Source organism: Achromobacter denitrificans NBRC 15125, assembly GCF_001571365.1.
GTDB classification, from domain to species: Bacteria; Pseudomonadota; Gammaproteobacteria; order Burkholderiales; family Burkholderiaceae_B; genus Achromobacter; species Achromobacter denitrificans.
In genome coordinates this window covers 60,919-72,954 of sequence record NZ_BCTQ01000021.1, presented here as the reverse complement: position 1 = coordinate 72,954, position 12,036 = coordinate 60,919, and the positions used below count along the sequence as shown (strand labels likewise).

The window sequence follows — 12,036 nt, the reverse complement described above, 5'->3', positions numbered from 1 at the left end:
GAATCTGGAGACATGCAATGAAAAGAGCTTTCTTGGCGTTCTGTCTGGCATTGGCTTTGCCCGTGGCCGCCCACGCGGACTACCCCGATCGTCCCCTCAAGCTCATCGTGCCCTTCCCGCCAGGCAGCGGCACCGACACGGTGGCCCGGGAGCTGGCGGAGGAAATGTCGAAGGATCTGCGCCAGCCCATCGTGGTCGACAACAAGCCGGGCGCGCAAGGCATCATCGGCGTCAACGCGGCGGTGGGCTCGCCGCCCGACGGCTATACCCTGGTCATGCTGGGCGTGACCACGGGGGCCAGCAACGTCACGCTGTTCAAGAAGCTGCCCTACGACCCGATACGCGACCTGACGCCCATCGGCATGATCGCGGAATCGCCCATCGTGCTGGTGGCCGCTCCGCAATTCGCGCCGAACAACGCCAAGGAGCTGTTCGAACTGGGCCGCAAGGAGCCCGGCAAGCTGACCTATGCCTACGGCTCCGGCAGCGCGCAGGTGGCCGCCGCGAAGCTGGTGGACATGGGCGGGATCAAGACGGTCAGCGTGGCCTACAAGGGTTCGCCGCAGGCGCTCACCGACGTCATGTCCCGGCAGGTGGATTTCATGTTCGTCGACCTGTCCCTGGCCGTCCCGCAGATCCAGGGCGGCAAGCTGAAGGCGCTGGGCGTCACCACGCCGTCGCGCTTCTCCATCGTGCCCGATATCCCGGCCCTCAACGAATCGGGCGCGCAAGGCTACCAGCTGGTGGTGTGGTTCGCCCTGGCAGGCCCGGCGGGCATGCCGAAGCCGGTCGTCGACCGCCTGTCGGCATCGCTGAAACAGGCGCTGGCCAGCAAGAAGCTGCAGGGCAAGTATGCGAACCATGGCCTGGAGGTAAAGCCCTCCACGCCCGACGAGTTCGGAACATTTCTCAAGAGCGAGATCGCCAGCTGGGGAGACGCGATCCGCAAGGCCGGCATCGCGCCCCAGGATTGAGCGGGCTTTCTGACGATAAGGAAGGGATCACCACCATGAAGATTTCCGGCAACCGGTTCGCCATCACTGGCGGCGTCAGCCTGATCGGCTCCCACATCGCCGAGCTGCTGCTGGCGCGCGGCGCCGAGCAGGTCACCCTGTTCGACAACTATTCCCTGAGCGCGCCCGAAGCGGCGGGCGATCTGCCCAAAGACCCGCGGATCAAGATCCTGCGGGGAGACATCCTGCGGATCGGCGAACTCTACGACGCCTTCGAAGGCGCGCAAGGCGTGTTCTCCGTCGCGGCGTTCCTCACCCTGCCTCTCGCGCAGAACCCCGGGCTCGGCATCGCCGTGAACGTGCAGGGACAGAGCAACGTGCTGGAGGCCTGCCGCTACCGCGGCGTGAAGAAGATGATCTTCTCCTCGTCCACCGCGGTGTATGGCGAGCCCGTGCCCGGGGTCATGGACGAAGCCACGCCGTCCAACCTGGCGCCGTTCCAGCCGGCGGCGGCGCTGTACTCGGCCTCCAAGCTCATGGGCGAGCATCTGAACCGGCACTACCACCAGAAGCACGGCGTTGAGACGGTCTCGCTGCGCTACGCCACGGTGTACGGCGAGCGCCAGCACTACCGCGGCGTCAACGCCCTGTACATCGTGGAGAACTACGACCGGATCAAGCGGGGCGAGCGCCCCGTGATTCCGGACGACGGCAAAGAGGTCCACGACTACATCCACGTGGCGGACGTGGCGCGGGCCAACGTGCTTGCCATGGAGTCCGGCGTGTCCGGCGAAAGCATGAATGTGTGCACCGGCGTGGCGACCAGTCTGAACGACGTGGTGGCGACCCTGCTGAAGGTCATGCGGTCCGACCTAGCGCCCGAATACCGCACGCCGAAGGAAGGCGTGCGCGCCTCGGTGGGCACGCAACTGGCGTTCAGCCGCGAAAAGATCGGGCGCCTGCTCGGATGGGAGCCGGAAGTCTCGCTGGAGGCGGGCATCCGCCGCCTGGTGGCCTGGTGCGAACAACGGGATGCGAAGCGATGACGAGCAAGCATGCGGTCGTGACGGGAGCGGCCTCGGGCATCGGAGCGGATTGCAGCCGGGATCTGGTCGGGCGTGGCTGCACGGTCTTCGGGCTGGACATGGACGCCGGCAGGCTGGAGCAGGTCGCGGCGCACGCCATGGGCGGCCCGGGGAAATTCATCCCGATTCCCTGCGACACCGCGAGCAGCGCCTCCCTGGCCCAGGCCTTCGAGCGCGTCCGGGGCGCCACGGCCACGCTGGATGCGCTGGTGTGCTCGGCCGGCGTCTTCCGGACCGGGGCGCTGATGGATCTTTCGGAAGCGGACTACGACGCCCTGTTCGACATCAACACCAAGGGCTGCTGGCTGACGGCCAAAGCCGCCTACCCGCTGCTCAGGCAGGCGGCGTCCCCGGACGCCCCGGCCCGGGTGGTGTTCGTGGCATCCGCCGCCGCGCTGCGGCCCAAGACGGGCGGCGGCGCCTATGCGGCGTCCAAGGTCGCGCTGACCTATCTGACGCGGGTGCTCGCCGTGGAGCTGGCCAGCGAAGCCATCCTGGTGAACGCCGTGGCGCCGGCGACGGTGGATACGCCGCTCGTGCAGAAACTGGTGGCCGACGCCGCCACCAGCGGCTACCGGGTGTCGGGCGTCTCGCCCCTGGGCCGGGTGGCGCGACCGTCCGACGTCACGGCGGTGATCCGCTTCCTGCTGGGCGACGATTCGCGCTACATGACGGGAACGATCCTGCCCATCGACGGCGGCTCGGTCGCGGCGGTCTTGTCGAAATGAACACAGCTATTCCAAGGGGCAGCGTCATGAAGCGAACATTGGGGGGCCGGCGCGTCCGGTTCCGGCGGTACACGCCCTTGAACGGAGATTCCGCAAGGGGCGCATGGCCTTGGGCCGGCACGGGCCGAGGCCTCGATGTGATTTGAGACTAACGACAACATCAACGGAGGACGACCGCATTCCGGTTCGCCAGGCCAGGCCTGGCGGATCGGGACGCGGCACAGGACAAATCATGCTTATCAAGAACCCCGAAGTATCTCGTCGCAATGTGTTGAAAGTGTTCCTGGCCGGCGCGCTGGCGGCGGCCGCGGCGCCGGTCCTGGCGGCCGACAGCTATCCCTCCAAGCCCATCACCATGGTGGTGGGCTTTCCGCCCGGCGGGTCCAACGACATCGTGGCCCGGATCATCGCGCCCAAGCTGGGCAACGTCCTGGGCGTGCCGGTGGTGGTGGAAAACAGGCCCGGCGCCAACGCCACCATCGGCACCGAATACGTGGCGCGCGCCAAGCCCGACGGCTACACGATCACCCTGGGAAGCGTGAGCCCCCTGCTGCTCAGCTACTACGCCTACCCCAACCTGCCCTACGACCCCTACAAGGACCTGTCGGGCATCACGACCGTCGCCTCCACCCCCGAGCTCCTGGCGATCAACCCCAACGTGCCGGCCAAGAACCTGGCCGAGCTGGTGGCCCTGTCGAAGAAGCAGGACATTACCCTGGCGTCGGCCGGCGCCGGCGGCCTGCCGCATCTGGCCATCGAGCTGCTCAAGGCGGCGTCGAACGGGCGCGTGGTGCACGTCCCGTACAAAGGCGCCAGCCCAGGCATGGCGGACGCCGTGGGGGGCCACGTCAACGGCATCATCGTCGACCTGCCGGCGCTCCAGAAGCTCGTGGTGGATGGCCGGCTGCGCGCCATCGCCGTGACCGACACCAAGCGCTCGCCGACCATGCCCGAGGTGCCGACCACGGTCGAGGGCGGCCTGCCCTCGGTCATCGCCTTCAACTGGTTCGCCATCATGGGTCCCAAGGGGCTGCCCATGGACATCCGCGAGAAGCTGCACAAGGCCCTGGTCAAGACCATGGACGATCCCGACACCCAGGCCAAGCTGGAAAAGCTGGGCATCGGGCCCTTCACGCAGGAGTCCCCCGTCGCGTTCGACGCCTTCATGAAGCAAGAGGGCGAGCGCTGGAGCAAGCTCATCAAGGACGCCGGCGTACAGGCTGGCAGCTGACCCAGGAGCCACGGACATGTTGCTGGCACAACCGGGGCAGGTAGGCCGCCTGCGCCTGAAAAACCGCGTCGTGATGGCGCCCATGGGCACCAACTACAGCACGACGGACGGCCTGTCGACCGAACGCGACAGGCGCTATTACGAGGAGCGCGCCAAGGGCGGCGTGGGCATGATCATGACCGAGGCCATGGTCGTGACCGAGCAGGCCCGGCCGCACCACAACTCGCTCTGCTGTTATCACGACCGGTTCATCCCCGGCCTGGCCAGCCTCGTCGAGGCGATCAAGCAGCACGATTGCCACGTGTTCGGCCAGCTCAACCATCGTGGGGGGCTGCTGCGCCGCTCGGTGTTGAACATGGAGCCCGTGGGGCCGTCGCCCTGGGTCAATCCGAACACCGGCGACAAAGTGCGCGCGCTGTCGACGGAGGAAATCGTCGGAATCCAGAAGCTGTTCGTGGCCAGCGCGCGCCGGCTGTGGCTGGCCGGCTACGACGGTGTGGAGATCCACGCGGCCAACGGCTACCTGTTCCAGCAGTTCTTCAGTCCGCGCGTAAACCAGCGCACCGACGCCTACGGCGGCTCGCTGGACAACCGCATGCGGCTGCTGCTGGAGACCATCGGCCGCATGCGCGACGCGCTGCCGGAGCTGTGCCTCGTGGTGCGGCTGTCGGCCAGCGAATTCGCGCAGGGCGGCTATAGCCAGGAGGACATCGTCGCCCTGGCCCGGGCGGTGGAGCGGGCGGGGGTGGACGCGATCGACCTTTCGGGCGGCAGCAACGAAAGCCCGCAATTGTCCAAGTTCTGTATCCAGCCGCCCTCGTTTCCACGCGGCTGCCTGGCGCCGCACGCCAAGCCGATCAAGGAGGCGGTGAAGATCCCGGTGTTCGTCGCCGGCCGCATCGTCGAGCCGCGGGACGCCGAGGGCCTGCTGGCTTCCGGCAGCGCGGACTTCGTGTCGGTCGGCCGCGCGCTCTACGCCGATCCGCACTGGTGCGACAAGGCCTTCGGCAGGATCCGCGCGCCGATCCGGCAATGCATCGCGTGCAACGTCTGCTTCGAGCGCCTGACGCTGGAGAAGGATGTCTCCTGCGTGCAGAACCCGATGATAGGCACCGAGTTCGAAGCCCTGCCCTACGCAGAGCCGCAGCTCTTCCCGGCCCCCGAACACGGGCGCCGGCGCGTGCTGGTGCTGGGCGCGGGCGTGGCGGGCGTGGAGGCCGCGCGCGTCCTCAAGGGCCGCGGCCACGACGTCCACATCTGGGAGAAGCGCGCGCAGCCGGGCGGCCAGATGCCGCTGGCGGTGGCCTCGCCCGACAAGGCCGAGGTCGAACCGGTCTGGAGCTATCGCTGGAAGACCGTCCAGGAACTGGGCGTGCCGGTGCGCTTCGGCGTGCAGGCCGACGCCGACGGCATCCGCGCGTTCGCGCCGCACCACGTCATCGTCGCCACCGGCTCGCGCCCGGCCGCGCCGCCGCTGGACCTGGCGGCCCTGGCCCCGGACGTGCGCGCGCTGCACGCCTGGGACGTGCTGGCCGACCTGGACGCCGTCCGGCCCGGGCTGCGCGTCACCATCGTGGGCGGCGGCATGGTGGGGGCCGAGGCCGCGGACGCGCTGCGCGTGCGCGGCGCTCGCATCACGATACTCGACCGCCTGCCCTCCATCGCCACGGGCATGGCGCGCAACAACCGGTTCGAGTTGGTCGAGCGCCTGGCGGCCGATGGCGTGGCCATGATCACCAACTGCCGCATCCTGGGCGTCGCCGGCGATCGGATCGACATCCAGCGCGGCGACGAGCCCGCCGAAAGCCTGCCCATCGGCGATTGGCTGGTATTCGCCACCGGGCCCCGGCCCGCGCTGGAAGTCCTGGCCGCGGTCGAAGCCAGCGGCGTTCCCTATACCCGCATCGGCGACTGCAACGCGCCCGGCGACTTCCTGGCCGCGATCCGCGACGGCTGGATGACCGCGCTGCTGATGGACCACGCCACACAAAACGAAAACCGGAAGCATCCGGCATCCGTGCACAAGGAGACGACATCATGAAGACACGCTTCAAATCGTTGTTCACCGCCCTGCTGGCCACCGCCATCGTCGCGCCTGCGGCGCAGGCGGCCGGCAAATACCCCAGCCGGCCGATCCGCGTGGTGGTCATGTTCCCGGCGGGAGGCAGCGCCGACATCGTCGGCCGCATGGTCGCGCAGAAGGCCGGCGACCTGTCGGGCTTCAATTTCGTCGTGGAGAACCGGCCCGGCGCGGGCGGCAACCTGGCCCTGGATGCGGTGGCGACGGCGGCCCCCGACGGCTACACGGTGGTTTTCGCCACGCCGGGCATCGCCATCAATCCCAGCCTGTACGCCAAGGTTCCCTACAAGCTCTCCGATTTCAAGGCGATCTCGCTGGTCGGCGAGGCGCCGCTGATGCTGCTGGCGCGGCCCTCGCTGGGCGCGAAGTCGATCGAAGACCTGGTGAAGATAAGCAAGAAGGCGCCCGACGCCATACGCTTCGGCAGCTCGGGCAACGGCAGCTCTTCGCACCTGGCCGCCGAGGTGCTGCGCTCCATGACCGGCCTGCAATACCTGCACGTGCCCTACAAGGGCGGCGGCGCCGCCATGACCGACGTAATCGGCGCCCAGACCGACATCACCGTGCAGCCGATCGCCGAGAGCCTGCCGTTCATCCGCGACAAGCGGCTGCAGGCCATGGGCCAGACGGGCCGCACGCGTTCGCCCATCGCGCCGGACATTCCGACCATCGAGGAGGAAGGGGTGAAGGGCTACGCGTCGACGACCTGGTATATGGTCGCCGCGCCCGCCAAGGTGCCGCAGGAAGTGGTCGACACGCTGGCGAGGACGTTCTCCGAAGCCCTGCGCCAGCCGGATCTGCGTGAAAAGCTCCAGAATATCGGCGTCACCACGATAAACGGCGGCCCCGCGCAAGGCAACGAGTTCCTGGCGAGCGAAGCCGCCCGTTGGGAAAAACTGATCCAGGCGGCAAAGATACGGCTCGAATGAAGCCGTCTTGCCGCGCACCGAAGGAGATACCGATGGAAAAATCGACGAAGCGCATCCTGCGCGAGAAGGTGGCCCTCCGCAATGGCCTGATCGTGGCCGGCGCGTTCAACGCGATGAGCGCCCGGATCGTGGCGGACCAGGGATTCGAGGCCGTCTACCTGACCGGCGCCGGACTGACCAATATGCACTACGGCGCGCCGGACCTGGGCATCATCGGCCTGCGCGACGTCGCCGACGCCGCGATGCGGATCCGCGAGGCGGTGGAGGACCTGCCCCTCATCGTGGACATCGACACCGGATTCGGCAATGCCGTCAATGCATGGCACACCGTGCGCGCGCTGGAACGCGCCGGCGCGGATGCCATCCAGATCGAGGACCAGGCCTTCCCGAAACGCTGCGGCCACTTCGCCGGCAAGGCGGTGGCGCCATTGTCGGAAATGCTCGACAAGATCCGCGCGGCCACCGACGCGCGCCAGGATCCGGATTTCCAGATCATCGCGCGCACGGACGCCCGCGCGGTCGAAGGCTTCGAGGCCGCGATCGAACGGGCTCAGAAGTTCGCCGAGGCGGGCGCCGACATCCTGTTCGTCGAAGCCATGACCAGCCTGGAGGAGATCGGCAGGATTCCCCAGCTGCTGAAGCATCCCCTGTTGATCAACATCGTGGTGGGCGGCAAGACGCCCACCCTAAGCGCCCAGGAGCTCGGCGGCATGGGCTACAGCCTGGTGCTGTACGCCAACGCGGCGCTGCAAGGCGCGGTGCTGGGCATGCAGAATGCCTTGTCCGCGCTCAAGCGCGACGGCAAGCTCGACGAAGACCCCGCGCTGCTGGCGCCTTTCAACGAACGCCAGCGCCTGGTCCGCAAGCCGTTGTACGACGAACTGGAACGGCGCTACGCGGAGCGCTGACGCAAAAGGAATGGATGAAGAGCGCCGTGCTTTCCCGGGTCTTCCCCGGGATTTTTTTATGCTGACCGCATTCCATCATCAGCATTCGCTGGCCTTATTCGTCGCGGCTGCCGCCGTGCATGCGGCTGGCGGCGATCCAGGCCGACAAGGCCCCTCGGGCCGGAACGCGCCCTCGATCTCCCCACCGGTTACCGGCCAACTTCAGTGAACCCAATCTCAGGTTGAATGAAATTCGGCACCTGTCGGATCTCTGACCTTCCCCCGTAATTTGGACAGTTCAAAACTGGAGGGTGGCTGCCTCTGCTGGTTGCACTGACCACTTTTGGACGTACTCACACGGGGTCAGATGGCCGAGTGAGCCGCCAGCCCCGAGCAACGGAACGCGACGTGGTCGATCACACCCGATCCACCGACGGCCTGCGACTGCTGCCCCAGATAGGCCTTCCGGTTGTCCGTGACCTTGGCGCCGCCGTGCGTGATATGCAGCACATCCCGGTCTTCGATGTACATCCACTGCACCGGAAAGCCGACGTTGGGCGTCGGCCCCCAGCGCAGCTGGAGTACGCGTTCGCACCAGTCCACCGTCTTACCCATCTCGGGGGTCTGGACAAGGTAGTACTCAAGGTAGTGAAGTGGCATGCACGGTCTCCAGGACGTTTGGTACATGCTAGATGCACGAGTGCCCCCTGGATTTGCCAATTCACGCGAAGTCTTGGCGATATCCGTGGAATCCGCCGAGCCGGAGAGCATTTTGCAATGCTTGAAAGCCAACCCGGCTTTTCTGGCCTCCTGCCCCCTCACCCCTTGGAGCAGTACTTCTCGTAGCGAGCCTGGCTTTCCTGGTTCGGCGGATAGAGCCCGGGCAGCGCGGCTCCTCGATTCACTTCCTCGACCACCCACGCCTCGAAGCGCTCTTGCTCGGGCCCGTCGGCCAACACTTCCTCCAGGTGCGTGGAGGGGATCAGGATCGCGCCGTCATCATCGGCAACGATGACATCGTCGGGAAACACGGCGACGCCGCCGCAAGCGATGGGTTGCTGCCAGCCGACAAAGGTCAGGCTGGCCACCGCGGCGGGCGACGCGGTGCCGCGGGCCCACGTGGGCAGTTCGGATTTGCGCACACCCACCAGGTCGCGCACCACGCCATCGGTCACCAAGCCGGCCACCTGGCGAACCTTCATGCGCGCGCACAGGATGTCGCCGAAGATTCCCGCATCCGTGCAACCCATGGCGTCGACCACCGCCACACAACCTTCGGGCATCTGCTCGACAGCGACGCGCGTGGATGTGGGCGATGACCATGCGGCTGGATTGGAGAGATCTTCACGCGCCGGCACGAAGCGCATGGTAAACGCCCTTCCTGCAATGCGCGGCGTTTCCGGCGCAACGGGCATAGGGCCGCGCAGCCAGACGTTGCGCAAGCCGCGCTTGAACAGGATCGTGCTGATGGTCGCGGTCGTGACTGATTTCAGGGTCTCGACTTGCTGTGGGGTCAAAGGTTCTGCTTGGGACATGATGGGAATCCGTCTAGATGCTTGCAATAAGGCCGCCATCCACACGCAGGACGGTGCCGGTGACGTATGAAGCCGCGTCGCTGGCAAGGAAGACCACCCCGCGGGCGTATTCTTCCGGTTTGCCATAACGCTTCATGGGAATGGAGCCGGTGCTCTCCGCACGGACATCCTCTTCGGAGCGGCCTTCCCGTTCAGCCTTCGCGCGATCAAGATACTCGATGCGCGGCGTGGCGATACGGCCGGGCACGATGACATTGCAGGTAACACCGTCCGGCGCCACTTCGCGAGCCAGGGTCTTGGACCACCCCACCAGCGAAAGCCGCAAAGCGTTGGAAATGCCGAGATTCGGAATGGGTGACACCACGCCCGAAGAAGCGCTGGTAACGACGCGGCCCCACTTGCGCTCGCGCATGCCGGGCACGACGCGGTCCGCGATCCGGATCACCGACAGCACCATGCCCTCGAAGCTGCGTTGCCATACGGAAGCGTCCTGACCCAATGCCGGCGTCGGAGGCGGGCCACCGGTATTGTTGACGAGAATATCGACCGGCCCCAGCGTGGCCTCGATACGAGCGATGTTGTTCTCGACGGCGCCGGCATCGGCCAGATCCCAGGGCACGGCGAGCGTCTTCGCCCCGCGGTTGCCCAGGTCGGTTGCGACCTTCTCCAGCGCCGCGGGGTCGATATCCACCACCGCCACGCTCGCGCCCTCATCGACCAGCGCGCGGGCGATCGCGCTGCCCAAGCCGCCGCCGGCCCCCATGACCAGGGCGACACGCCCCTTCAGTCCCATGTCCATTCGATTCACCTCGTCTGAGTTTTCGTTGAAAAAATCACTCGGGCTGGATGCCGGCTTCCTTGGCGACCCGGGCCCATCGTGCAAGTTCCTGTTCGATCAGGCGTTGATAGGCAGCGGCATCCGCAAAGCGCGCCGTTGCGCCACTGTCGAAGATCTGCTTGCTCAAGGCGGGCGATGTGATAACGCGCTGCAGCGAGGTTTCCAGCGTCTTGCAGACCGGGGCCGGCGTGCCCGCCGGCGCCATGAAGCCGGACCATGCCGCCATTTCCAGCCCCGCTTGCAGGGTCTCGGCCAGCGTCGGCACGTCCGGCAGTTGCGGCAATCTCTGGCCGCTGGTCACAGCAAGCGCCGTCAACTTGCCCGCCTTGATCTGGGGCAGCAGCGTGTTGGCATTGCCGATGTAGAACTGCACCCTGCCCCCGATAAGGTCGGTGACCGCGGGCGACTCGCTCTTGTAAGGCACATGGAACGCCGTAGTCTGCGACACCCGCAGGAACTCCACGGCGGCCAGGTGCGTCAGATTGCCCGGGCTGGACGATGCGTAGTTCAACTTCTCTGGATTGGCCTTGAGCTGCTTGATGAAATCGTCCAGCGTCCGCGCGCGATTCGAAGACGAGGTCACCAGAATCAGCGGTATCTCGGCGGTCAGGGCGATGGGCGCCAAGTCGCGCTTCAGGTCGTAGGACAACGACTTGTAGAGATAGGGGCTGATTGTGATGGCCGACGTGTTGTAGAGCAGCGTGTAGCCGTCCTTGGCGGATCGGACCACCGAATCGGTGGCGATATTCGCGTTGGCGCCGGGCTTGTTCTCTATGATGATCGAGGTCTTTAGCTCCTGGGCCAGTGCGGACGAAATCAACCGGGCGATCGCATCGGCGCCACCACCCGCAGCGAAACCCACCACCACCTTGATCGGCTGTGACGGGTAGGCGCCCTGGGCGCGCGCCAGAATGGGCACTGCCGATGCGCCGGCCAGGCTTGCGCATTGCAAGAGGAACGTGCGGCGTTGCATTGTTGTCTCCTTTCTACGTTATGTGTCCTTTAGCCTGCCGGTAGCCCGCGCATCAATGCGCAAGCACCTTGTTCAGGAAATCCCGGCAGCGCGGATGGCGTCCTTCCGGATCGCTGAAGAACGTCGTGCTGTCGCAATCTTCCAGAATCTTCCCGCCGACATCCATGAAGATGACCCGATCACTGACTTTCCGGGCGAAACCCATTTCGTGGGTGACACAGACCATCGTCATTCCTTCGCGCGCCAGGCCCACCATGACTTCCAGCACCTCGCCGACCATCTCCGGGTCCAGCGCGGATGTCGGCTCGTCGAACAGCATGACGATAGGGTCCATCGTGAGCGCACGCGCGATGGCGACGCGCTGCTGCTGGCCACCGGAGAGCTGGCCGGGGAACTTGGCGCTGTGCGCCTGCATCCCGACCCGCTCCAACAATCTGGCCGCGCGCGCGTTAGCCTCGGTTGCGCTCCTGCCCAGGACCCGACGTTGGGCGATGACCAGGTTCTCAGTCACCGAAAGGTGCGGAAACAGTTCAAAGTGCTGGAACACCATGCCGACGTGACTACGCAGCTTGGGCAGGTTCGTGCGCTTGTCGTGCACCGGCGTGCCGTTCACTATGATGTTCCCCTGCTGTATCGGCTCCAGCGCGTTGATCGTCTTGATCAGTGTGGATTTTCCGGAACCGGAGGGGCCGCAGACCACCACCACCTCGCCTTTCCCGATGGACGTGCTGCAGCCGTCCAGGACCTGCGTCTTCCCATACCACTTGGAGACATTGCTCAGTTCAATCATGGTTATT

12 protein-coding genes are annotated in these 12,036 nt (G+C 66.2%); 7 read left to right on the top strand and 5 right to left on the bottom strand.

The window, feature by feature from the left end; all coding sequences use genetic code 11:
* Positions 1-17 precede the first annotated feature (17 nt).
* The 7 genes from ADE01S_RS18205 to ADE01S_RS18175 all read left to right on the top strand — a co-directional run bounded on the left by ADE01S_RS18205 (position 18) and on the right by ADE01S_RS18175 (position 7,914).
* Complete coding sequence (locus tag ADE01S_RS18205; protein WP_062683132.1) at positions 18-974, top strand: Bug family tripartite tricarboxylate transporter substrate binding protein; 957 nt, start codon at positions 18-20, stop codon at positions 972-974.
* 35 nt (positions 975-1,009) lie between these two features.
* Positions 1,010-1,999, top strand: a complete 990-nt coding sequence (locus ADE01S_RS18200) for an NAD-dependent epimerase/dehydratase family protein (RefSeq protein ID WP_062683131.1) — start codon at positions 1,010-1,012, stop codon at positions 1,997-1,999.
* The gene (locus ADE01S_RS18195; protein WP_062683130.1) at positions 1,996-2,766 is read left to right on the top strand and encodes an SDR family NAD(P)-dependent oxidoreductase; all 771 of its coding nucleotides are present in this window, start codon (positions 1,996-1,998) and stop codon (positions 2,764-2,766) included. The genes ADE01S_RS18200 and ADE01S_RS18195 overlap by 4 nt, the downstream gene beginning before the upstream one ends.
* Positions 2,767-2,998: 232 nt before the next feature.
* Positions 2,999-3,997 (top strand): Bug family tripartite tricarboxylate transporter substrate binding protein, encoded by a 999-nt coding sequence (locus ADE01S_RS18190; protein ID WP_075873438.1) that lies wholly within the window; start codon positions 2,999-3,001, stop codon positions 3,995-3,997.
* A gap of 16 nt (positions 3,998-4,013) precedes the next feature.
* Positions 4,014-6,038, top strand: a complete 2,025-nt coding sequence (locus ADE01S_RS18185) for an NAD(P)/FAD-dependent oxidoreductase (RefSeq protein ID WP_062683128.1) — start codon at positions 4,014-4,016, stop codon at positions 6,036-6,038.
* On the top strand, positions 6,035-7,006 hold the full coding sequence (locus ADE01S_RS18180) for a Bug family tripartite tricarboxylate transporter substrate binding protein (RefSeq protein ID WP_062683127.1): 972 nt from the start codon (positions 6,035-6,037) through the stop codon (positions 7,004-7,006). The genes ADE01S_RS18185 and ADE01S_RS18180 overlap by 4 nt, the downstream gene beginning before the upstream one ends.
* Positions 7,007-7,038: 32 nt before the next feature.
* The gene (locus ADE01S_RS18175) at positions 7,039-7,914 is read left to right on the top strand and encodes an isocitrate lyase/PEP mutase family protein (protein WP_062683126.1); all 876 of its coding nucleotides are present in this window, start codon (positions 7,039-7,041) and stop codon (positions 7,912-7,914) included.
* Between the two features lie 342 nt (positions 7,915-8,256).
* Here ADE01S_RS18175 and ADE01S_RS18170 read toward each other — a convergent pair whose 3' ends face one another.
* From ADE01S_RS18170 to ADE01S_RS18150, 5 genes are all read right to left on the bottom strand, one after another.
* A complete protein-coding gene (locus ADE01S_RS18170; RefSeq protein WP_242663458.1) occupies positions 8,257-8,508 on the bottom strand; it encodes a VOC family protein in 252 nt (83 codons plus the stop codon).
* 203 nt (positions 8,509-8,711) lie between these two features.
* Positions 8,712-9,428: a ribonuclease activity regulator RraA gene (locus ADE01S_RS18165; RefSeq protein ID WP_062683125.1), complete on the bottom strand. Its 717-nt coding sequence runs from the start codon at positions 9,426-9,428 to the stop codon at positions 8,712-8,714.
* 13 nt (positions 9,429-9,441) lie between these two features.
* Positions 9,442-10,227, bottom strand: coding sequence for an SDR family oxidoreductase (locus tag ADE01S_RS18160; RefSeq protein WP_062683124.1), 786 nt, complete (start codon positions 10,225-10,227; stop codon positions 9,442-9,444).
* Between the two features lie 34 nt (positions 10,228-10,261).
* Positions 10,262-11,239: a Bug family tripartite tricarboxylate transporter substrate binding protein gene (locus ADE01S_RS18155; RefSeq protein ID WP_062683123.1), complete on the bottom strand. Its 978-nt coding sequence runs from the start codon at positions 11,237-11,239 to the stop codon at positions 10,262-10,264.
* 52 nt (positions 11,240-11,291) lie between these two features.
* A complete protein-coding gene (locus tag ADE01S_RS18150) occupies positions 11,292-12,029 on the bottom strand; it encodes an amino acid ABC transporter ATP-binding protein (protein ID WP_062683122.1) in 738 nt (245 codons plus the stop codon).
* Between the last annotated feature and the right edge of the window lie 7 nt (positions 12,030-12,036).